18 protein-coding genes and 2 pseudogenes are annotated in these 21,861 nt (G+C 63.2%); 7 read left to right on the top strand and 13 right to left on the bottom strand.

The genetic code is table 11. The annotated features are described in order from the left end of the window. Positions 1–68: 68 nt before the first annotated feature. From GA0071312_RS08760 to ligA, 11 genes and pseudogenes are all read right to left on the bottom strand, one after another. Positions 69–1,271 carry an MFS transporter gene (locus GA0071312_RS08760; RefSeq protein ID WP_074444652.1) on the bottom strand — a complete coding sequence of 401 codons (1,203 nt, stop codon included), beginning with the start codon at positions 1,269–1,271 and terminating at the stop codon, positions 69–71. Positions 1,272–1,337: 66 nt separating this feature from the next. Continuing rightward, positions 1,338–2,123, bottom strand: a complete 786-nt coding sequence (gene pcaD / locus GA0071312_RS08755) for a 3-oxoadipate enol-lactonase (protein ID WP_074444651.1) — start codon at positions 2,121–2,123, stop codon at positions 1,338–1,340. Between the two features lie 106 nt (positions 2,124–2,229). Further along, positions 2,230–3,243, bottom strand: coding sequence for an NAD(+) synthase (nadE, locus tag GA0071312_RS08750; RefSeq protein WP_074444650.1), 1,014 nt, complete (start codon positions 3,241–3,243; stop codon positions 2,230–2,232). Next, on the bottom strand, positions 3,240–4,844 hold the full coding sequence (locus GA0071312_RS08745) for a class I adenylate-forming enzyme family protein (protein WP_074444649.1): 1,605 nt from the start codon (positions 4,842–4,844) through the stop codon (positions 3,240–3,242). The genes nadE and GA0071312_RS08745 overlap by 4 nt, the downstream gene beginning before the upstream one ends. Before the next feature lie 42 nt (positions 4,845–4,886). Continuing rightward, positions 4,887–5,159, bottom strand: coding sequence for an acyl carrier protein (locus GA0071312_RS08740; protein ID WP_074444648.1), 273 nt, complete (start codon positions 5,157–5,159; stop codon positions 4,887–4,889). Between the two features lie 25 nt (positions 5,160–5,184). Continuing rightward, positions 5,185–7,149 (bottom strand): asparagine synthase (glutamine-hydrolyzing), encoded by a 1,965-nt coding sequence (gene asnB / locus GA0071312_RS08735; RefSeq protein WP_074444647.1) that lies wholly within the window; start codon positions 7,147–7,149, stop codon positions 5,185–5,187. A 158-nt stretch (positions 7,150–7,307) separates the two neighbouring features. Next, positions 7,308–8,441: a hypothetical protein gene (locus tag GA0071312_RS08730; protein WP_131817756.1), complete on the bottom strand. Its 1,134-nt coding sequence runs from the start codon at positions 8,439–8,441 to the stop codon at positions 7,308–7,310. Continuing rightward, a complete protein-coding gene (locus GA0071312_RS08725) occupies positions 8,434–9,144 on the bottom strand; it encodes a N5-glutamine methyltransferase family protein (RefSeq protein WP_074444646.1) in 711 nt (236 codons plus the stop codon). Before GA0071312_RS08725 ends, GA0071312_RS08730 begins: the two co-directional genes overlap by 8 nt. 160 nt (positions 9,145–9,304) lie before the next feature. Continuing rightward, positions 9,305–9,535, bottom strand: a pseudogene (locus GA0071312_RS20305) (BRCT domain-containing protein); the annotation flags it as partial. 501 nt (positions 9,536–10,036) lie between these two features. Further along, positions 10,037–10,492: pseudogene (locus GA0071312_RS20300) on the bottom strand (3'-5' exonuclease); the annotation flags it as partial. A 59-nt stretch (positions 10,493–10,551) separates the two neighbouring features. Then, positions 10,552–12,984, bottom strand: coding sequence for an NAD-dependent DNA ligase LigA (ligA, locus tag GA0071312_RS08715; RefSeq protein ID WP_074444644.1), 2,433 nt, complete (start codon positions 12,982–12,984; stop codon positions 10,552–10,554). Between the two features lie 214 nt (positions 12,985–13,198). Here ligA and GA0071312_RS08710 point away from each other — a divergent pair, with 214 nt between their 5' ends. From GA0071312_RS08710 to GA0071312_RS08680, 7 genes are all read left to right on the top strand, one after another. Next, complete coding sequence (locus tag GA0071312_RS08710) at positions 13,199–13,900, top strand: FRG domain-containing protein (RefSeq protein WP_238947160.1); 702 nt, start codon at positions 13,199–13,201, stop codon at positions 13,898–13,900. Between the two features lie 20 nt (positions 13,901–13,920). Further along, positions 13,921–14,325 (top strand): hypothetical protein, encoded by a 405-nt coding sequence (locus tag GA0071312_RS08705; RefSeq protein ID WP_131817755.1) that lies wholly within the window; start codon positions 13,921–13,923, stop codon positions 14,323–14,325. 219 nt (positions 14,326–14,544) lie between these two features. Further along, a complete protein-coding gene (locus GA0071312_RS08700) occupies positions 14,545–15,306 on the top strand; it encodes a DUF1013 domain-containing protein (RefSeq protein ID WP_074444641.1) in 762 nt (253 codons plus the stop codon). 103 nt (positions 15,307–15,409) lie between these two features. Next, positions 15,410–16,042 carry a CDP-diacylglycerol--glycerol-3-phosphate 3-phosphatidyltransferase gene (gene pgsA / locus GA0071312_RS08695; RefSeq protein WP_420819969.1) on the top strand — a complete coding sequence of 211 codons (633 nt, stop codon included), beginning with the start codon at positions 15,410–15,412 and terminating at the stop codon, positions 16,040–16,042. Then, positions 16,039–16,296, top strand: a complete 258-nt coding sequence (gene moaD, locus GA0071312_RS08690) for a molybdopterin converting factor subunit 1 (RefSeq protein ID WP_074444639.1) — start codon at positions 16,039–16,041, stop codon at positions 16,294–16,296. The genes pgsA and moaD overlap by 4 nt, the downstream gene beginning before the upstream one ends. A gap of 9 nt (positions 16,297–16,305) precedes the next feature. Then, on the top strand, positions 16,306–16,794 hold the full coding sequence (locus GA0071312_RS08685) for a molybdenum cofactor biosynthesis protein MoaE (protein WP_074444638.1): 489 nt from the start codon (positions 16,306–16,308) through the stop codon (positions 16,792–16,794). A 90-nt stretch (positions 16,795–16,884) separates the two neighbouring features. Further along, positions 16,885–18,492, top strand: a complete 1,608-nt coding sequence (locus GA0071312_RS08680; protein ID WP_074444637.1) for a carboxyl transferase domain-containing protein — start codon at positions 16,885–16,887, stop codon at positions 18,490–18,492. Between the two features lie 69 nt (positions 18,493–18,561). Here the strand turns inward: GA0071312_RS08680 and GA0071312_RS08675 are convergent, their stop codons facing one another. Both GA0071312_RS08675 and GA0071312_RS08670 read right to left on the bottom strand, forming a co-directional pair. Continuing rightward, positions 18,562–19,407 (bottom strand): EamA family transporter, encoded by an 846-nt coding sequence (locus GA0071312_RS08675; RefSeq protein WP_074444636.1) that lies wholly within the window; start codon positions 19,405–19,407, stop codon positions 18,562–18,564. 382 nt (positions 19,408–19,789) lie between these two features. Beyond that, positions 19,790–21,775, bottom strand: coding sequence for a methylmalonyl-CoA mutase family protein (locus tag GA0071312_RS08670; protein ID WP_074444635.1), 1,986 nt, complete (start codon positions 21,773–21,775; stop codon positions 19,790–19,792). Positions 21,776–21,861 lie beyond the last annotated feature (86 nt).

The following is a 21,861-nucleotide window of genomic DNA, read 5'->3' as shown; positions in this document are numbered from 1 at the left end:
CTGTTGCTGCAACGCCGCATTCCTGTCGATTCGCGACGCGTGACCCGCGCCACCGGCTTCCAGGCAACTCAGCGCAACTGCGCACGATAGGCCATGGCAGCGTTTACCGCACGGCTGCGAAGCTGGCTTTCGCGCAGAACAAGCGCCGTCGCGGCGGGAAGTGTGGCGGCAGCGAGGAACATCGTTGCGGGACCGTAAGCGTCTGCCGCCATACCTGCGACAGATGGCCCCAGAACACTCCCCGCCGCACTCGCCACGAGCGCAGCCGTGAAGCCGAGCGACGGAAGCGCCGGAAACAGGCGTTCCGACCAGAAGGCGAGCACGGCGCTCGTCATCATCACATGCAGGCCCTGCAACCCGGCAGAGGGCACGAGCCCCACCCAGCTGCCAGGCAGGAGCGCCGCGAACGCGAGGGACAACGCGCCCGCCAGCATGAGGCCACGCAGCAGCCAGGGCAGCCCGATCACCGCCTCGATGCGCCCGGTGAGGAGACCGGTGAGGCCGAAGAGGCCGTAGATCAGAAAAACCATGGCGGGTGTCGCGGCAACCGGCAACCCGGCCACGCCCCCGCTCTCCAGCATGTGATCCCCGGCAAAGGCGATATAGATCGCGGAAATCGTGCCGTAGACGAAGGCGATGACAAAGAGCGGCAGCGCCTCGATCCGCAAGAGATGGCGCCATCCACGTTCGGGCAGCCCCTCGGGATCCCTTTCGATCTCGCGCAGAACCAGCCAGTTGACGATCAGCGCGACAGCGCTCGCGAGCGCGAAGAAAGCCCAGCACACACGCCATGAAACGCCTGTCAACGCCATCAAGAGCGCCGCGATGCCGGCACCGGCAATGCCGATACTGGTGCCGGTGCTGATCCGTGACAGCGCCGTCGGCCTGTCGACATCGAACACCTTGCGGTGAACCGCATCATTGAAAGGTGTCCATGCGAAGCCGGCGCTCGAGGCGACGAGGAACACGCCGATGGCAAGGACGAGAAGGTTTGGCGCGAGCGCGACGAGCACCATACCCGACGTGGCCGCGACCAGCCCGGACAGGACCGGCGCTTCCGGCCCCCGCTTGATCAGCAGAACCTGCGCAATGATCAGACCCAGGAAGAAGCCGAAGAAACCCAGACCCGAAACGAATCCCACAACCGCGCTCGACAGGGCGAATTCAGACCTGAATTCCGGGACGAACAGGCCAAACCCCATCCGTCCGGGTCCGTAACTGATCGCTGTCGCCGCAAACCCGGCAGCCGAGAGGCTCTGGTAATAAGTCATGCACGCCTCCCGCATCCTCGCGGGAAACGCATGCGCGGGCCGGGAGGTTCCGGCCCGCCTTCCCCCTCACCGCTCCAGCAGGAAATCCATGACGGCCCTGGTGAATTCCTCGGGTCGTTCGACATTGGACAGATGCGCCGCATCAAGCGTCACGGCCTGCGCGCCGGTAATCGCATCACGGATGAGTTCGCCGTGTTCGGGTGTGGTCGAGGGGTCACGCGCGCCGATCACGACGAGGACGGGCGCCTCGACGGCGCGGATGCTCTCGCGCTGGTCCATGTCGCGGATCGCCTCGCAGCAGGCGGCATAGCCCTGGGCCGGGGTCGCGTGGATCATTTCCCGCACGCGCCCGACCGCCTGCGGGTCGGATTCACGGAATTCCGGCGTGAACCAGCGCTCCAGGGTCGGGCCGGCAATAACGGACATGCCCTGCGCGCGCGCGGTCTCGGCCCGGCTGTTCCAGACATCGGCCGTCCCCATCTGCGCCGCCGTGTTGGCAAGCACGGCCCGTCCGATGCGCTCGCGATGATGGGTCAGCATCCGCATGCCCGTCATGCCACCCATGGAGAGCCCGCACCAATGCGCCTTTTCGATACCCAGCGCATCGAGAATGCCCACCGCATCCTCTGCCAGTCCGGCGAAGCTGTAGGGCCCCTGCGGTGCGTCGCTTGCGCCATGGCCGCGATGATCGTAGCGGATGACGCGGAAATGCGCGGCAAGAGCCGGCATCTGCGCATCCCACATGGCCAGATTGGTTGCCAGCGAGTTCGACAGCATCAGCGGCGGCGCATCATCCGGCCCGTCGATGGCGACCCGGAAATTGCGGCCTGCCACATTGATCTTGTCCATCATGCTCTCCTCCCGACACGCATTGGTTCATCGCGATGCGATGATAACGGCGCGGGAAGCGCTGACGAGAGGCAGCTTTGCCGGATGGGTCGCGCGTTTGCGCGCGGCCTCAGCCGATCTCGGCAACGCCCTCCACGAGGCGTGGCGCGGCATGCAGATAACGCGTGGCCTTGCGTTTGGCGGTGATGTCGTCCCACACACGCCCGACCTGCTCCGCCGTAATTCCTACAGCTTGCGCGACATCGTCGGCGGGTACGCCGTGATTGAGCCCGTAGAGACACAGATCCATCTTGTCGGTGGGCAGGGCGAAGTAGAACTCCTCCTGCGTCTGTGCCAGCGACCAGGTATCGGTGGTGGGCGGGCGGGCGCTGATCTCCGCCGGCACGCCGAGATGATCGGCGAGCTGGTAGACCTGCGACTTGTAGAGATGCGCGATCGGCTTGACGTCGGCGGCGCCGTCGCCGTTCTTGACGAAGAAGCCCTGATCGTATTCCAGCCGGTTCGGCGTGCCGATCACGGCGAAGTTCAGCCGGTCGGCATGGTAGTATTCGATCTGCTTGCGGGTGCGCTGTTTCATGTTGGTGGCGGCCACGATGCCGAGATAGACCTGCGGCGTCAGGCGGTGACGCGTCGTCTCACCCTCGGGCGATTGCACGACCAGCGAGGAGATGTTGTAGCCGGCACGTTCGAGCGAGTTGGCGATCACCACCTTGCAGGCCCAGCCCGGCCCGTATTCCGGAACGATCTCGCGGATGAAGGCGTCGCGACGGCGGTAGCAGCCCATCGCGTCGAGGGTGGGGCCGATATCCTCGATCTCGGCTTCGAGCCCGTAGGTCCGGGCCACGAGCCGGCCGAGGGCGAGGCTCTCGGGATCGGAATCGTTTTCGGGCATGAACAGGCAGAAGACGTTCTTTCCCCCCACCGCCTGCGCGGCGAGCGCGGCGCAGACGCTGGAATCGATTCCGCCGGAAAGCCCGAGCACGAGGCCGCGCTTGCGCAAATCTGCGCGCAATTGCCGGCGAAGCGCCTCGGTGATGCGCGCGACCTCCGCCGGCGCATCGATGTCGAGCACATGCGGGCCGAACGCATCCGGCTTTACGGCAAGGGCTGTCGCGGCATTCATTCTGCGGCCTCCGGAGTTTTTGCGTCGAGGGTTTGTGAGGCCAGACGGCGACTGATCTTGCCGGTATCCGTACGTGGCAGGGTGTCACGGAAGACGATTCGTCTGGGCACCATGAAATCTTCCAGGTTGGCCGCGCAGTGGCGGATCACGTCGCGCTCCTTCACCGTCGCATCACTGCGCACGACGAGGGCGGTCACGGCCTGGCCGAGCACCGGATCGGGAGTGCCGACGACGACCGCCTCGGCCACGCCCGGGCAGGCATGCAGCACCGTCTCGACTTCCTTGGGCGCGACCTTCTCGCTGCGGCTCTTGATGATGTCGTCCTTGCGCCCGACGAAATAGAGATACCCGTCTGCATCCGCGCGGAAGAGATCGCCGGTCATCAGGATGCGCTCACCGGGTGATGTGGCCGGGCGCAGACAGGCGGCGCTCGCCTGCGGATTCTCCCAGTAACCCAGCATCACATGCGGGCCGGCAATGGCGAGCTCGCCGATGGCGCCGGCGGGCAGTTCATGACCGTCATCATCGACGACGAAGGCGCGGGTGCCCGGAATGGCGATGCCGACGGAGCCCGGCTTCGCGTCGAGATCCTCGGGCGGCAGCCAGGTGCAGCGCTTGCACTCGGTCAGGCCATACATTGAATAGAGCGCCACACCCGGCAACAATGCGCGCAGCCGCGCGATATGCGCCGGCGGCAGCGCGGCGGCGGTGTTGGTCACGTAGCGCAGATCGGGCAGGAAGCCCGGTTCGAGATTTTTCATCTGCAGGATCATCGCCGCCATGGTCGGCACCAGCGGCAGGCCGGTGACGCGCTCGCGGCGCATCAGATCAAAGATCGCCTGCGGGAAGGCGAAGGACTTCTCCAGCACCAGCGTCGCGCCCATGCGTACCGCCATGATCAGCTGATACAGCCCGTAATCGAAGGCGATCGGCAGGACATTGAGGATGATGTCGTCGGGCGTGTTGCGCAGATATGTGGTGATCGAGGCGGATGCCGCATCAATATTTTCATGCGCCATCATCACGCCCTTGGGCTGTCCGGTGGAGCCGGAGGTGTAGATCAGCATGGCCAGATCGGAATCGGCGCGATCGGCGCGGGGAAGAGCATCAGTGCAGGAAAGATCGCCTTCCGCCCCCGCGTTGAGCGCCTGCGCGAAGCTCATCGCCGCCACGTCCTCGGGCATCGTCTCGCCAATCGCCGCATCGGCGCGCGGGCCGGCAATGATGGCGATATCGGGACCGGGCGCCTGCGCCAGAGCCGTGCCGGCCACCTTCGCCAGACGGTCGAGGGTGATCAGCGCGCGTGCGCGGCAATTGGCGATGATGTAGGCGAGCTTGTCGGCCTTGGTGGAGGGGTTGATCGGCGAGAACACGCCGCCGGCGCGCGACACCGCATAGATCGCGACCGCCGCTTCCCAGCAATTGTCCATGAAGACCAGCACCCGCTCGCCGGGCTTCAGGCCGGCGGCGACGAGGCTCGCCGCGAGCCTGTCACAGGCTGCGTCGAAGGCGGCGTAGCTCAGACGCGTCTCGCCGTTGACGAGCGCGGTCTTGTCGGGATGGCGCGCAGCAGAAGCGCGCAGGAACGCGTCGAGACGCATGCTGAAAACCTCTCCGTCAGATCACCGCAGAAGGATCGCGGCTCACGCGACGCGCGAGACCTGCTCTTCCTGCCGGCGCGTCACATAGGCGGTGATGCGGTCGATGGAATCGAGATTTTCCGGCATGATGTCCTCGTCGGCGACGCTGATGCCGAAATGGTCCTCGAGGAAGGCGACCAGCTCGAGAATGCCGGTCGAGTCCATCAGGTCGTTCTGGATCAGCGAATCCGAACCCGCGATGGCGCGGCTGTCGTCGCCGAACAGGAAATTCTCGGTGATGAAGCTGCGCAGAGCGGTTTCAATGATGTCGGCCATGCCGGTTCTCCTCGGTGAATGTCGTTCAGGCGGCTGCCCGGTTACGCATGCCCGCCCCGCCGATGAAGCGGGCATGCCAGGTCTGGGTGGAGAGAATGCCGATGAAGGCGGCATTGTCGCGAAAACCGCTCACGCCGCCACGCGCCACTTTCGCGGCGAGTTTGGCGACGGGAGCGGGATTGAACAGGCCGGTCGCGGCAAGCGCTTCCGGCGAGAGTGCCTCGTCACGCAGGCCTTGCGCATGCGCGCCGGCGAAGGCGGCGCTGTCGGGGGCGCGATAGGGCTGCTTGGTGCGCTGTGCGATGTCGTGCGGCAGGAGATCGCCGAACGCCTCGCGCAGAATGTGCTTCTCGCGCAGGCCCTTGAGCTTGAGGCCCGGCGGGATGGCCGCCGCCTGCTCGACCACGCGATGGTCGAGAAAGGGGAAGCGCCCCTCGACCCCATGCGCCATGGCCATGCGATCACCCTGGCTGGAGAGAATGTAGCCAGGCAGGAGAAAGCGCGTTTCCAGGTACTGCGCCTGGTGCAGGGGATGCCAGCGCGCGAAATCCGACGGCAGGGAGGCTGCCATCTCTTCGCGGGCGTCGTAATCGCCGATCTGCGCGCGCAGATCGGGCGAGAAGAACAGCTTCGCCGCCGCCGTCCCGCGCAGGCGCGGACCGTGCGAGAACAGCGGATCCGCCGGATCGTCGGCACCTGCGCCGAAGAAGGCCGCGAGATATTCCGCAGATTGCTTCTGCAGCCCCGGCAGATAGGGATAGAGCCGCCGGAACAGCTGCGGACGCAGCTTCGAGCCCGGCTGGCGGGCGCAGAAGCGGCGCAGCCCCGCCTCCTTGAAAATGTCGTAACCGGCAAAGACCTCGTCAGCCCCCTCCCCGGTCAGCACCACCTTGAAACCCTCGTCGCGCACGAGCTTCGACAGCAGGAAGAGTGGCGCGGGGGCGGTGCGGATCACCGGGCGCTCGGCATGCGCAAGCATCTCCGCGAAAGCCTGGGCGATCTCGCGATCACCGCAATTCACGCAAGCATGACGCGTGCCCAGCGCTGCGACCATGGCCTGCTGCTCGGCGCTCTCGTCATGCTCGGGCGAATCGAAGGTCACCGAGAACGTATGCAGATCCGGCACTTCGCGTGCGGCCAGCGCGCTGGTCAGCGCCGAATCGAAACCGCCCGAGAGATAGGCGCCCACGGGCACATCGGCACGCAGGCGGATGCGCGTGGCATCGGTGAGCATCGCGGCGACGTCTTGCGCCACGCGGGCCGGATCGGCATCGCGCGCGGCATCCGCGTGATCGGGGAAGCTCAATTGCCAATAGGCGTGCTCGCGCATGCCATGGGCATCGACGACGAGGCAATGGCCGGGCTGCAGCTCGCTCACCCCTGCAAACGGTGTGCGCGGGGCGATCGGGGCCCAGAGCGTGAAGATCTGATCGAGCGCGATCGGATCGGGCTGCGGCGCGAAACCGGGCAGCGCGAACAGCGCCTTGACCTCGGAAGCGAAGGCGAAGATGCCTTCATGAAGCGTGTGATAGAGCGGGCGCACGCCCATCCTGTCGCGCGCCAGAACGAGGCGCTGCGCGCGCGCATCCCAGAGGGCGAAGGCGAAATCGCCGTTGAGCTTTTCGAGACAGTCGAGCCCCATCTCGTCATAGAGTTGCAGCAGGACTTCCGTATCCGAGCCGGTGCGGAAGCGACGCCCGCGCGCTTCCATTTCGGCGCGCAGTTCGACGAAATTGAAGATCTCGCCATTGAAGCTGATGGTGAGCGCGCCATCCTCGCCGAAGCCCATCGGCTGGGTGCCGTCGGCGAGACCGACAATGGAAAGACGGGTATGGGCGAGACCGATCTGCGCGATGTCACGACCGGGAATCAGGCTGGCGCCCGACGCATCGGGACCGCGATGATGCAGCGCCCGGGCCATGCCGGCGAGGATATCCGCCGCTTTCGCAAGCGGTGCGTATCTTGCGACATAGCCGGCAATCCCGCACATAGACCCCTCCGTTCAACCCTTCGGAAACGGCGTCCACATCTGACACGCCTGCTCCTGTACACGCATGAGATGATAACAAAGCGCACGGATTTGTCCGCATTTATTTAAATTTATAAAGAATTACTTGGCATTAAAGTTAACAGACTGACAGGACCGGCTTACCGGAAATCGTGCCCGATCAGCGGCATCCAGTTCTCGCCCGCGAGCCCGTTGACCACGATGCGCCCGCTGCGGATTCGCGCCATCATGGCGGGATCGCGGCTCGTCAGCACGGTCGCCGCGCGATGGGTGAACTGGCAGCGGCGCGTCAGCAGAACTTCGAGCAGATCCGGTCGCGTGCGCCCGCGCAGGCCGGCCAGGCCGCATGCATGGGCATGGGCGAAGAGATGATCGACAACGGCGGGCAGTTGACCCGGCGCGGCGGCGAGTTCGAGCACATGCGCCATCCCGCCGGGCCGGGCGTGATAGATGAACAGCCCGATCGCCGTTTCACCCCGCCAGACGACCCTTGCCTGCATCGCACCATAGCGGGCCTTGTGTCGCGCATCGGCAAGACGCGCGCCGAGATCGAGGGCGGCCCAGTCCGGACGCAGAACGGCGCCGGCGCTGAAGCGCTCAAGGAGCGCCCCGATCATGGCGTCGTCCGCCGCGGAATCGGTGCAGGGCCCGGCTTGCGGCGGAGCGAAGGGACCGATACGCCGCGCAAGCGCATCGAAGGGACGCGTCAGCGGCTGGAGCCGGTTCAGGGCGGGCTTCGCGTGGCCGGCCAGCGCCAGACCGAAAGCGACGGGGCGCAGCACCCGCATCCATTCAAGGCTGTAATCGGGCAGAACCGCTCCGCGCAGACGGGTCCACAGGGCCTGCGAGACGGCATTGGCGGTCTCGCTCGCCGAGATATCCTGCGGGCCGGCGAGAAAGCGGCGCAGCAGTTTCGCGCCGACAAAGGGATCAGTATCTGGCGCGGATGCCATCAGCGATCCGCAGAACGCTACCCTCACCGGCCTGCCCGCGAGTTCGAAGGGCGACACCCGCACGCCGAGAAAGCCGTCGACGGCGCCGCTCGCATCGACATGGACCAGGGAAGGGATATCCGCATCAGCCGCATCACGCTCGAGAAACAGCCGCGCGATCGTCTGTTGCAGGGACGGCGTTGCAACCGCGCCGCGCCCGCGAAAGGTGCGCGCGAACATGGCCGCGACGGCGGGCAGATGCGCCGCCGTGCACGGCACGACGCCGGCGGCAGCTTCTGCCGTTGCGGCAGGCATTGCTGTCGAGAGTGCCGGCTCAGCCATCGCCGCGCCTGCGGGCCATGGCGACGCGCGGCGCGCCGGTTTCATCATGAGCGAAGGTGACCGGTTCGAAGCGCCTGGTGCGGTCGATCAGTAGTTTCGCCTGCAATTCCTGGCCATGCCCGAATTCGAAGGCGATCCAGCCGCCGGGCTTGATGAAGCGGATCGATTCACGCGCCATGCGTTGCAGGATGGAGATGCCGTAGGGGCCGCCGTCAAAGGCCTCGCGCGGCTCTTCGCGCAGAAGATGCGAGCGGTCGCGCTCCAGCCTTCCGCTGGAGATATAGGGCGGGTTGCACACCACGAGATCGACCCGATGCTCCAGCCCCACACCGTACAGGGCCGCGAACATGTCGCCACGCCGCACGAGCACCCGCCCGTTCAGCCCGTGATCAACGGCATTCGCCTGCGCGACATCAACGCATTCCTGGGTCAGGTCGCAGGCATAGACGAGCGCCTGGGGATGGCCATGCGCGAGCGCCACGGCGAGATTGCCGCTGCCGCAGCACATGTCGACGACGATCTGGGCGCCGGGCCGTCGTGCCAGAATGGCCTGCGCCTGCCGCCCAAGCAATTCCGTCTCCGCACGCGGGCGCAAAACGGCGCCGTCAGCGCGCAGGGACAGCCCCATGAAGGTGACGCGGTCAGGCGCAGCGCCGGAATGCGCGTCAGGGCCGGGCGTGAGCGGAAGGGACGTCAACGTCATGAGGCCACCATTAATGATTGTGTGTGGACTGGTTTACTGGATGAGTATTAGCAGATAATGAGTGCGCATTCTTCATTTGTTTATTTTTCGGTTAACATCTGTAAGCACAACGCAGGAATGCGGAACTTTTTCACAGGATTGTGCATTCAGCCCGTCTGCGTCAGCCGCGCCCGACCCGTTGCAGGAATTCCTCTTCCGTCAGTGTCTCGATGCCGAGTTCCGCCGCCTTGGCGAGCTTCGACCCGGCGCCCGGCCCCGCCACCACGAGATCCGTCTTCTTCGACACCGACCCCGCAACCTTCGCCCCGAGCCGCTCGCCCAGCGCCTTGGCCTCGTCCCGCGTGAGCTGTTCCAGCGACCCGGTGAAGACGATGGTCTTGCCGGCGATGGGCTCGACAGGACCCAGCCCCTTGCCGATTCGGTTTGAGACCTGATCCGGGGCTTTAATCTTTCGTTTTTTGGAATCTGCCCGGATTCGCCCTTCCTGACGCGCGATTTCGCCGGCAGAGACAATTTCACAAAACCGTTGTACTTCATGCGCATTGTCGGAAATGAGATACGTAATATCCCCCTCCAAAAGTGCCTTTACATGCCAACATAAAATTTGACTCGATCCGGCGCGACAAGTGCATTTTGACAAAAAATATTCGTTTCGGCCTTGCACCGAAATACGGTAGTGATTGCCCCTCCTGCCCAACACCAAGAACGAAGGAAAATTAGAAATTTTACTCGGCACAATTTCTTCTGAGAATAATTTTTTGCTCTTTATGTTCATTTTCGAATAAGTTTTATCTAAAATCAAATGATCTAATTTCAAACCCAAAACACTATTGAAATCATCAACATCTTCCAAACACAGATCTTTAATCGCTTTCAATACAAGATGAGCACAGGCAAAAGCATCTTCACTAGCATGATGATGCTTGAACTCAATTCCAAATGTTCGAGCCAATTTTCCAAGCGAAAAATCGCGCTGATGCGGCCATACCGAGCGAGCCATCTTCAAACTACAAAGATATGAAACTCGGGGAATCGGGAGCTCATACAGGGCACAAGTCTCGCACAAAACACTGATATCAAAAGCTGCATTGTGTGCCAGCAAAGGACGACTTTCCAGGTCGCCCTTAAACTCGTCCAAAAAATCCGGAAAAGAGTATGAATCTGCAACGTCTTCGGATGTTATCCCATGAACCCTTTGATTATGCCATGAAAATCGCATCTCTGCTGGTCGAATAAGCCGATACTCGCGCCGCACAATCCTGCCGGCCTCGACCCATGCCAGCCCGACGGCGCAAGGGCTGCTCCGCATCTCGTTCGCCGTCTCGAAATCGATAGCTAACGCGCGCATTCTTTATCTACAACAGCCAAAACGTGTGAGAGAAGAGATAACGCAACGCAGGTGGAAGATCAACTATCCGATAGCATTGCCAACCATTCATTTTCGTCAATTATTTTTACATTGTGCCTTTGTGCATCCTTCAGCTTTGAGCCCGCACCGGGACCAGCCACCACGATATCCGTGTTTTTCGAAACAGAACTGGACACTCGCGCACCCAAACGCTCGGCAGTAGCCTTTGCTTCGTCACGAGTCATCTCCTCGAATTTACCCGTAAAAACGATAGTCAAATTCGACATAACACCCGACCCATCAGGCGCAGCTGGAGCGGTAAATTCAATTTGCTCGATCAGGGAATCGACCTCTTTCCTGTTATGAGAGTCCGATATAAAATCAAGAATTGAACGCGCAGCCACTTCACCAATGTTTTTTGTTTGTGCAAGCATGTTATAATTTTCGCCCGGCTTTCCTGAAGAAGCCTTCCGAATAAAATTCAAAACGCCTTCCCACGAGCTACAACTTTTCAAAAGCGAATCAACTGCATTTTTATTAACTATATTTTGAACCGCACTCTTTATGAAAAGTGAGTTCATATTCTCCGGGCTCATATTGACAAGATTCTTCCGACCAACCTCGCCAATTCCATACATCATTAACAATTCATCATATTCCAAACTTGGCCTCTCACGCTGCGCTTTATCCAGCAATGATAGAAGATCGATTATTGACGGGCGAAGCTTAGCCAAGGATTTTGCAGTAACTTCGCCTACATGTCGTATTCCAAGTGCAAAAATGAATCGTTCCAACGGCACAGTTCTACGCTCATCTATAGAGTCGAAAATTTTTTGCACAGATTTTGATTCATCTTCATTTAAGTTGTTAATTTCTTGAAATAAATACTTACTAGTTTTTGTCTCATTACGCTCTAAGCGCTTTAGCGCGATAATTCGCCTACGGTTTTCAATTGCATCTTTCACATCATTAAATTTCATTTTAAATAGATCAGAGGGCCCTTTTATAACCCTTGATTCAAACAACGTCTCAATATTAGTTTCGCCAAGGCCTTCGATGTCCATAGATTTCTTGGAGACAAAGTGCTTTAAACGCTCCATGCGTTGAGCAGGACAAGTAAGACCACCTGTACAACGCCGTGCAGCGGCTCTTTTTCCCGTCCGAGCACTGATTTCGCGAATTGCCGGACTGCCGCAGGCCGGGCAACTCGTGGGGAATTCATAAGGCTTCGCATCGTCGGGCCGCTTGTCGATCACCACGTCACGAACCTTGGGGATGACATCACCGGCGCGCAGGACGATCACCGTGTCGCCGATGCGGATATCGCGGCCCTCGCGGATTTTCTCGCCATTGCCGCCGGTGCCTTCAATGTAGCCCTCGTTATGCAAAGTCGCGTTCGACACCACCACGCCGCCCACGGTCACCGGGCGCAGGCGGGCGATGGGGTTGAGGGTGCCGGTGCGGCCGACATTGATCTCGATATCCTCCAGCACGGTGAAGGCCTGCTGGGCGGGGAACTTGTGGGCCAGGGCCCAGCGCGGGGCGCGCGAGACGTAGCCGAGGCGCTCCTGCAGGGCGAGATCGTCGACCTTGTAGACGACGCCGTCGATATCGTAGCCGAGCGAGGCGCGCTCTTCTTCGATGAAATGATAATGCGCCAGCATCTCCTGCGCGCTCTCGCAGCGTTTCATGTGCGGGTTGGTGGCAAAGCCCCATGATTCGAAAGCCTTGACCACCTCGAACTGGGTTTTCGCCGGCAGCGCGTCCATCGCGCCCCAGGCATAGGCGAAGAATTTGAGCGGGCGCTGCGCCGTGATGCGCGAATCGAGCTGTCGCAGCGAGCCCGCCGCCGCGTTGCGCGGATTGGCAAAGACCGACTTGCCGGCCTCTTCCTGGCGCGCGTTGATCGCCGCGAAATCGGCATGCGAGAGATAGATCTCGCCCCGGATCTCGACCACACCCTTCTGCGGGATCTCCTGCGGGATATCTTCCACCGTGCGCGCATTGGCGGTGACATCCTCGCCCTCGCTGCCATCGCCGCGCGTCGCGGCGGTGACGAGCTTGCCGTCCTCGTAGCGAAGCGCGAGCGAGAGCCCGTCGATCTTCGGCTCGGCGGTGAAGCTCAGCGGGCTGTCGCCGAGATTGAGGAAGCGGCGCACCTTTGCAACGAAATCCTGCACCTCCGCGTCGTCGAAGGCGTTGTCGAGGGAGAGCATCGGGACCGCGTGGCGCACCTTGGCGAATTTCTCGGACGGTTTGGCGCCCACGCCTGGCGAATCGCCACCGATCAGCGCGGGATGCGCATTCTCCAGATCGACCAGCCGCTTGCGCAGCGCATCGTATTCCGCATCCGTGATCTGCGGCGCATCCTCGCCGTGATAGAGCTCGTCGTGGCGCGCAATCTCCTGCGAGAGACGCTTGTATTCGTTGCGCGCCTGGCGCTCGGTGAGTTCCGTGACGGCGATATCGGCGGTGTTGGAGCGGCTTGCCATGGATCGATTGTCCCCGTTGCGACCTGCCGCGCGGCGGCTGCGCTTGTTTAGCGCGGCGCGGCGCGGTGGGGAAGGATGGATGCGGGGGTATCGATCGGGTGGAGGTGGCGGAAGAATGCGCAAGACGAACAAAATTTCAAATTGCTTCAGATGACTTTTACGTGCACCACGCCAATTCAGCTGCTAATCATCGACAAGATCGAGGGAGGCCTTGTTGGAACGTGGATCCCAACGAGAAACGGCTTGGCGTGACTTTCTGGCCTGGACAGAAAGGTTTACCAGCGGTCGCTGGGTTTTCCGCGGCCTCGGGGATGATGCTTACGACCTGTTGCCGACTGTAGGGCGCAGCAAGTCGTATAGCTCAACCAGTGAACTGGCGGTTCTCGACATTTTCCGCCGACGCCTAACTGAATTCCTGAGTTCAACCGAGCCACTCAATGACTGGGATGCGCTCGGGCTGGCCCAGCATCACGGAGCGCCGACGCGGCTCATGGACTGGACAAGCAATCCATTGGTTGCGGCCTTTTTTGCCGTTAATGCGAAGGGACGCGGTGGAAACCCGGTCCTGATCGCAAAATCCCTCGGATCTGATGAAATCATTCAAACGGATGTCGATATAGATCCATTTTCCTGCGCAACCGGATTTGTTCTGCCCCGCTTCTTCACATACCGGATATCCAGCCAAAGCGGGCTGTTCAGTGTCCACTCCGATCCAACTGAACCGATTCTCGATCACCGTGAGCCGGCACGAGCTGATATGCGCTTCATCATCCCGGTCAGTCAGCGCAACTATTTTCAGGAACGCTTGTTCTATTTCGGGTTTGATGCCCAGCGCATCATGGGTGATCTCGACGGCATTGGCACGCGTTTGCATTGGCAGTATGATCGCGCTGTCGGTTTGGACGTGGTGAGGTGAGTGGCATGCTATCGCAATTCTTGATGACCGGTCTGCCTCGCGATCGGCGCAGCACGACCGGCCCGATCGCCGGAGGGTCTGCGCTGCGGCGCGTTCGTTCCGCCGCAGAGTACAAGGCCGTAACCTCGGCTGTCCGTGATTTCACTCCTCCGAATGATCTGCCCGAATTCTGGAACAAACTGGACCTGCACGATCCGGAGGCGCGCTATGATGGCTTCGATGTCGTGCCGGAAGGAATTTATCTGCGCGACGACAAAAGTGGGAAACCCGTGCTCTTCGAGGCTTCCGGGGTGATCTATCTCGCATTCAAAGGGACTGGAAATCCGGCCGGAACCGTTGCCGCAGAGGTCAAGGGCAGGCTCTGGCGCGAGGGAGACGTGCTCAAGGCCGAGGTTACGGATCTGATCCCGCTCCTTCCGGAGTGACCTTCCCGGTCGGCCCGTCCCCCGTCCCACCTGAAAAGTCCTGCAATCACATGGTAAACGCGATTGCATCCGGGCCGGTTGCGCCCTATATTCCGCACGATTCCCTGACATGTCGTCATGGTGCGCTCCGGCCCGGGCCGGGACGGAGCACAGGAGATTTTTGGCCCGCGCGCATGGCCGTATCGGCCCCGCGCCGGCGGGATTTTAAGGAGAAGACCCGTGTCAACCGGTTTGCTCATGCCCAAGGCGACCGCCGTCTGGCTGGTCGAGAACACGTCGCTGACCTTCGATCAGATCGCCGATTTCTGTAACCTGCACCCGCTCGAGGTGAAAGGCATCGCCGATGGCGAGGTCGCTGCCGGCATCAAGGGCGCGGACCCCGTGAATATGGGGCAGCTCACCCGCGAGGAGATTGAGCGCGCCCAGAAGGATCCCGCCCACAAGCTGCGCCTCGCGCCGCCGAAGGTGAAGATCCCTGAGATGAAACGCTCCAAACGCGGCCCGCGCTACACGCCGGTCTCGCGCCGCCAGGACCGCCCGAACGCGATCCTCTGGCTTTTGCGCAATCATCCGGAACTGAAGGATGCGCAGATCATGCGCCTGGTGGGCACCACCAAGACCACGATCCAGCAGATCCGCGACCGCACCCACTGGAACTCGGCACAGCTGCAGCCGCTTGATCCGGTGACGCTGGGCCTGTGCTCGCAGATCGACCTCGATCTCGAAGTCAAGCGCTCGGCCAAGGATCGCCCCGCCGTCGCGCCGGCACCCGCCGACGACACGCTGCTGCCGACCGATCTCAGCCTCGCCGATCAGCCGGAAGTCGACGAGAAGCGCCTCGCCGAGAGCGCCTTCGGCGAAAGCAACGCCGAGCGGGCGCGCGACGAAGAGGAGAGCTTCGACGCCGATTCGGTCTTCGCCAAGCTCAAGGGCTTGAAGCGCGAAGGAGAAGAGGGCGAAGATGGCGAGAATGATCGCTGACGCTGCGGCGGGCGATCGCGTCGGGCGAATACCGCATTGACCGCGTGCGATGCAGGGTGTTCCCTGCGCAGAGGATCCTCATTGCGAGTACCGTCTGATCGATATGCGCCAGTCCAATCTCTACGCCCTGCCCAACCTTCTGACTTACGGGCGCTGCCTCGCAGTGCCCGTGGTTGTCGCATTCCTCTTCTGGCCACAGGAACACTGGGCACGCTGGTGGGCACTCGGCCTCTTCGTCGCTGCCGCCATTACGGATTACTTCGACGGCTATCTCGCCCGCGCCTGGAACCAGCAATCGGCACTGGGCAAGATGCTCGATCCGATCGCCGACAAGCTGCTCGTTGCGGCGGTCCTGATGATGCTCGTCACCGATGGAACGATTGCCGGGCTGTCGCTCTGGGCGGCGATCGTGATTCTGCTGCGCGAGATCCTGGTCTCGGGGCTGCGCGAATATCTCGCTGATCTGAAGGTCAGCGTCCCGGTCAGCGCCGTCGCCAAATGGAAGACGACGATGCAACTCGTCGCGGTCGGCTTCCTGGTCGCCGGGCCTGCGGGCGAGGCGATCTTGCCCGGCACCATCCTGATCGGCACCGTGCTGTTGTGGATTTCCGCGATTCTCACCATCTATACCGGGTGGGACTACCTGCGCGCGAGCCTTGACCATATCGTCGAGGACATCCCGGCTGTGCAGGAAGCCGTCGAGCCCGGCAGCAAGGGCAGGGAGGACAGCGCGTGAGCGTCAAGATCGTGTATTTCGCCTGGGTCCGCGAGCGCATCGGCAAGACCGAGGAAACCGTCGATCCGCCGGCGGATGTCATCACCGTGGCCGATCTTGCCGGCTGGCTCGCGGGGCGCGGTGAGGAATACGCCTATGCTTTCGAGAACCCGCAGATCGTGCGGGCCGCGATCGATCACGAGCATGTCAAGCCGGATACCGTGATTGCCGGGGCGCGCGAGATCGCCTTCTTTCCGCCCATGACCGGCGGCTGAGGGGTCGCGATGACGACGAGCGATCTCTCCTCTGCCCCCCCCTCCCCCGTCATCCGCATCCAGCGCGAGGATTTCGACATGGCCGCCGAGATTGCGGCTCTGAGCGAGGGCCGCGCCGATATCGGTGCGCTCGCGAGCTTTACCGGCCTGTGCCGCGACGAAGGCGGACGGCTTTCGGCGCTCGAACTCGAACATTACCCCGGCATGGCCGAGGCCGAGCTGGGGCGCGTGGCGCGCGAAGCCGCGCAACGCTGGCCGCTCACGGGCCTCGTCGCGATCCATCGCTACGGGCTGATCCGACCCGGCGAGAACATCGTGCTCGTCATCGCGGCCTCGTCGCACCGCCATGCCGCATTTTCCGGCGCGGAATTCATGATGGATTTCCTCAAGACGCGTGCGCCCTTCTGGAAGCGCGAGCATCTCGTCACCGGCGAGACCGGCGGCTGGGTCGAGGCGCGCGATGCCGATGATGCGGCCATGGCACGCTGGACAACCTGAGCGGAAGCGCTTCGCGCTTGAACCGCATCACAAGCTGACCCATAGCTTGGGGCACGCAGCAATCAAGAAAAGCCGGGGAGGCCGGGGACCGTGTCAGTCATCCAGAGCCAGATCGACATCAATTCCGAGAGCGCCCGCGAGAATGCGGCGCAATGGGCGCGCCTTGCCGAAGAGTTGCGCCATCGCCGCGAGGCAGTCGCCACCGGCGGCTCGCAGCGTGCCCGCGAGCGCCATCTCGCCCGGGGCAAGCTGCTGCCGCGCGAGCGCGTCATGCGCCTGCTCGATCCCGGCGCGCCCTTCCTCGAGATCGGGGCGCTGGCCGCATTCGGGATGTATGACGATGCCATTCACGGGGCCGGGCTGATCACCGGGATCGGGCGCGTGGCGGGCCGCGAGGTGATGATCGTGTGCAACGATTCCACCATCAAGGGCGGCACCTATTATCCCATGACGGTGAAGAAGCATCTGCGCGCCCAGGAAGTCGCCCGCGAAAACCGCCTGCCCTGCATCTATCTCGTCGATTCCGGCGGCGCCAACCTGCCGCATCAGACCGAGGTCTTTCCCGATCGCGAGCATTTCGGGCGGATTTTCTACAATCAGGCACAGCTCTCATCAATGGGCATTCCCCAGATCGCCTGCGTGATGGGTTCCTGCACCGCCGGCGGCGCCTATGTGCCGGCCATGTCGGACGAGACCGTGATCGTGCGCCGCCAGGGCACCATCTTCCTCGGCGGCCCGCCTCTGGTGAAGGCCGCAACGGGCGAGGTGGTCACGGCGGAGGATCTCGGCGGGGCCGACGTGCATGCGCGGCAATCGGGCGTCGCTGATCACTACGCCACCGACGACGTGCATGCGCTCTCCATCGTGCGCCGCATCGTGGGCACGCTCAACACCCGCAAACAGACCGATCTTGCCATCGCCGAGCCGGTGGAGCCCTATTACGACACCGCCGAGCTCGACGCGATCATCCCCACCGATCTCAAGAAGCAATACGATATTCGCGAGCTGATCGCGCGGCTGGTCGACGGTTCCGAATTCGACGAGTTCAAGCGTCTTTTCGGCACCACGCTGGTGACCGGCTTCGCGCGACTGATGGGGATGCCGGTGGGCATCATCGCCAATAACGGCATTCTTTTCTCGGAGAGCGCCCAGAAGGGTGCGCATTTCATCGAATTGTGCTGCCAGCGCCGGATTCCGCTGCTCTTCCTGCAGAACATCACCGGCTTCATGGTCGGGCGCGAATACGAGGCCGGCGGCATCGCCAAGGACGGCGCCAAGCTCGTCACGGCGGTGGCCTGCGCGCAGGTGCCCAAGCTGACCCTGCTCGTCGGCGGTTCCTTCGGAGCGGGGAATTACGGCATGTGCGGGCGCGCCTATTCGCCCCGCTTCCTCTTCACCTGGCCGAATTCGCGCATCTCGGTGATGGGCGGCGAACAGGCGGCAAGCGTGCTCGCCACGGTCCGGCGCGACAATCTCGAAGCCGAGGGCAAGTCCTGGCCGGCGGAGGAGGAAGAGGCCTTCAAGGACCCGATCCGCGCCAAATACGAGGAAGAGGGCTCGCCCTATCATGCCACGGCCCGGCTGTGGGATGACGGCATCATCCTGCCCTCGGAAACGCGCCGCGTCCTCGGGCTCGCGCTCGCGGCGACGCTGAACGCCCCCGTTCCCGAAACGCGCTTCGGCGTGTTCCGGATGTAGGTGCGACAGCCGCCCCGCGCGCGGGTTTGCCGATCCGGTTTGCAGATCCGGTTTCCCGCCGGCAGCAGATCAGGCAATCCTGATCAGGATGATGCCCACCAGGACCGCCCCTGCCCCCGAGAGCTTCGTCCGGTCGAGCCGCTCGGCCAGCCGCAGGCGCGCGAGCGCCAATGCGAAGAGGATGCTCGTCTCGCGAAGCGCGGCGACGAGCGCGATCGGCGCATGAGCGAGTGCCCACAGCGCGATCCAGTAGCAGGTGAAGGCGATCGATCCGGCAAGGAGTCCGACCCGCCAATGCGGTGCCATGGCGGCAAAACCCGTTCGTCCCCGGGTGATGGCGGCATGGAGGATCATGCCGAGGCCGTCCAGGACGAACATCCAGGCCGCGAAGGATGCGACTTCTGCGGCCAGCCGGACCCCGATACCGTCGATGACGGTATAAGCCGCAGCGCTCGCTGCAGCGCCGAGCGTCAGGACGAGGGTGGTCACACGCGCACCCGCGAGCGCCCCGGCGCCGGGACCGGACAGCGCCATCACCCCCACCCCGATGACACCGATGCCAACGAGCCCGAGCGGCGGGACGCTTTCTCCCAGAAGGCCGACCGAAGCGCCGGTCACGAGAGCGAGCGTCAGCCCGCGCATGATCGGATAGACGCGCGCAAGTTCACCCGTATCGTAGGCGCGCGCAAGGAAAACCTTGTAGGTCGTGTGCGGAATCGCGGTCAGAAGCAGCCAGGGCCAGACTGCCGCGCCAGGCAGCGGAACGAAAGGGAGGATCACGCATGCGATCGCCGTCTGGACGACAGCGATCATCAGCATCGTCGTGAAGCGATCGACATTCGCCTTGACGAGTGCGTTCCAGGCTGCATGCAGAAAGGCCGCGAACAGGATGGCGGTGAGAACGAGAGGATCCATTTCAGGTGGCGTCTCGGCTGCGCGTCAGCACGCGATGAGCGCAAAGAGCGCGACAAGGGTGCCGGTCGCGCAGATATCGCCTTCCCGATATCGCAGGCTTTGACAATTGAAACACAATCGAAACGAAACAAGCTACAAGGCAGGATGCCTGATTTCAATTGAAAGTTAAATCATCAATAAATAGCAATTTAAAGCACAAATTCCTGATCACCCACAGGAAATCGCGAGCCAGTGAAAGACGACCACCCGATGCGAGGAACCGGCCTCGCCCCCTCACGGCATGGCACGTCACGCCACGGCCGGGGATAACGCGATCCTCCTGCCCCCAAGACCTGCTTCGGCGTGTTCCGGATGCAGACGCCGGGATACGGGCCGCGCTGCCTCAGAAGGCCTCGCTGCGCTCTCCCGCGATCACCGCCCAGGCTTCGCCGAGCAGCGCGAGCAGGTCGCAGCCTTCATGCAGGAAGGCGTCGACGCCGGCTTCGCGCATCGGCGCTTCGAGATCGTCGGGATGGCCGGCGAGGAAGAGGATGGCGCAGCCCGCCTCCTTGAGCGCACGGGCCGCCTCGACGCCATGCTCGGCATAGAGCGCTTCCGTCGAACACAGGCAGGCCGCGCTGGCGCCGCTCTCGGTGAAGGCTTTGGCCAGCGCCTGCGGATCGGCAAAACCGTCCTCGCCGATCGCCGCGACCCCACCCGCCGCGAAAGCGTTGCGGGCAAAGCCGGCGCGCGTATTGAACTGGGCGAGCTTCCCGAGATTGGCCAGAAACACCTTCGGACGCTCACCGTTATCGGCGAGATACTGGTCCGAGCGATCGCGCAGATGCTCGTAGGGCTCGGCTTCACGCCGGTGCGGCAGGGCCGAGAGCAGGGTCGGCTCGATACCCGGCGGGGGATTCGCCGGCGCCCGTGTGCTCCCCCCCTCCGTGATCGCGGCGGCGAGATCGGCAAAGCCGGCGGGCATGGTGGCGGGTATGGTCGCCGTATCCGGCTCCGGCATCTCCGGGGGCGGTTCGCGCAGGGCGAGATCGACGGGCTTCTCGTCGAGATCGGGAAAGGCGCTCACTCCGGTAATCGGCGCGCGGCGATCCGCGATGACGGCGGCGCGGGCCGCGCGCACCTCACCGATGCGTACCTGCAAGGCGCTGGAAGCGAGGCTGCCGACGATTCCGCCTTCCATTTCGATCTGCTGGAAGGCCTCCCAGGCCGTTTCGCAAAGCGCTTCGGTGAGCGCCTCGTAGCCACCGGCGCCGGCAGCGGGATCGACCACACGCCACAGATTGCTCTCCTGCAGGAGGATATGCTGCGTGTTGCGCGCCACGCGGCGCGCAAAAGCATCCGGCAGACCGAGGGCAGCAGTGAAGGGCAGGACTGTCACCGTGTCGGCGCCGCCAATACCGGCGGCGAATGTTGCCATCGTGGTACGCAGAAGGTTGACCCAGGGGTCGCGCTGCGTCGTCATCCGCCAGGCGGTTTCGGCATGCAGGCGGATCGGGGCCGGCTCGAACCCCGCCGCCGCCTCGACGCGCGCCCAGAGGCGGCGCAGGGCCCGGAACTTGGCGATGGTGGCGAATTGATCGGCATCTGCCGCCAGCAGGAAGGCGATATTGCGCCGACCCTGCTCCGGATCGAGACCCGCCGCTTCCTGCGCCCGCCAATAGGCGAGCGCCGTGGCGAGAACGGCGGCGAGCTCCTGGGCTTCGCTGCCGCCGGCTTCGTGACAGGGCCGCCCATCCGCGAGGAAGATCGTGCCGGCAAATCCTTTATCCGCCAGAGCCACAGCGGTTTCGCCGCAGCGATCGGCGATCATCTCCCAGCTGGCCGAGAAACCGCCGTCACAGGCGGCGGCGCCGATCGGGTCGAGGGCGAGATCGGCATCAAGCCGGTCGAGCGACAGCCCGCGCCGGGTGGCCAGGGCGATCAGCGCCGCTGCAGCGTGGCGCCCGGAGCGGCCCGCATCGAGGCGGATCTGCACGAGATCAAGCAGCACCCCGTCGAGGGCGGCATCGAGATCATCGAGCGTGGCGATGCGCAGGCCGAAACCGCGTGCGGCCCTTGCGCCGTCGAAGACGAGGCTGAGCGCGTCGGCGCCACCTTCCAGATCCGTCAGCGCCTGACGTGCGGCTTCACCGGTATCGGGATGATCGACACGCTGGGCCACATGCCAGGGCGCGTGTTCGGCACGTACCGGCTGCGCCTGCGCCAGAGCGGCGGCATAGAGCGGATCGACGCGAATGCCGTCAGCAGTCTGCGAGACGAGGGTTTCCTCGAAATCGCGACCCTTGAGGACCCCCTCGACAAGACGCATCCAGTCTTCACGGGTGGTGGCGGGAAAGGCTTCGCCCGGAGGCGTTTGCTGATCGGTCATCGGCTTCCACTAAAAGTGACGCATCGGCAGGCTCTTTTTGCCCGGTTTCGCCGCACTTGGCTACCGCCTCCGCACCCATCCGGATG

The sequence above is a fragment of the Saliniramus fredricksonii genome, from assembly GCF_900094735.1.
Classification (GTDB): domain Bacteria; phylum Pseudomonadota; class Alphaproteobacteria; order Rhizobiales; family Beijerinckiaceae; genus Saliniramus; species Saliniramus fredricksonii.
This window is presented reverse-complemented; position numbering and strand designations above follow the sequence as displayed.

Coding starts and splice junctions, on each gene's coding strand:
- pcaD (WP_074444651.1), bottom strand. CDS start 2,123: ATGATGGACAAGATCAATGTGGCAGGCCGCAATTTCCGGGTCGCCATC.
- GA0071312_RS08740 (WP_074444648.1), bottom strand. CDS start 5,159: ATGGCCGACATCATTGAAACCGCTCTGCGCAGCTTCATCACCGAGAAT.
- GA0071312_RS08760 (WP_074444652.1), bottom strand. CDS start 1,271: ATGACTTATTACCAGAGCCTCTCGGCTGCCGGGTTTGCGGCGACAGCG.
- ligA (WP_074444644.1), bottom strand. CDS start 12,984: ATGGCAAGCCGCTCCAACACCGCCGATATCGCCGTCACGGAACTCACC.
- asnB (WP_074444647.1), bottom strand. CDS start 7,149: ATGTGCGGGATTGCCGGCTATGTCGCAAGATACGCACCGCTTGCGAAA.
- nadE (WP_074444650.1), bottom strand. CDS start 3,243: ATGAATGCCGCGACAGCCCTTGCCGTAAAGCCGGATGCGTTCGGCCCG.
- GA0071312_RS08675 (WP_074444636.1), bottom strand. CDS start 19,407: ATGGATCCTCTCGTTCTCACCGCCATCCTGTTCGCGGCCTTTCTGCAT.
- GA0071312_RS08670 (WP_074444635.1), bottom strand. CDS start 21,775: ATGACCGATCAGCAAACGCCTCCGGGCGAAGCCTTTCCCGCCACCACC.
- GA0071312_RS08685 (WP_074444638.1), top strand. CDS start 16,306: ATGACGACGAGCGATCTCTCCTCTGCCCCCCCCTCCCCCGTCATCCGC.
- GA0071312_RS08730 (WP_131817756.1), bottom strand. CDS start 8,441: ATGGCTGAGCCGGCACTCTCGACAGCAATGCCTGCCGCAACGGCAGAA.
- pgsA (WP_420819969.1), top strand. CDS start 15,410: ATGCGCCAGTCCAATCTCTACGCCCTGCCCAACCTTCTGACTTACGGG.
- GA0071312_RS08725 (WP_074444646.1), bottom strand. CDS start 9,144: ATGACGTTGACGTCCCTTCCGCTCACGCCCGGCCCTGACGCGCATTCC.
- GA0071312_RS08745 (WP_074444649.1), bottom strand. CDS start 4,844: ATGCGTCTCGACGCGTTCCTGCGCGCTTCTGCTGCGCGCCATCCCGAC.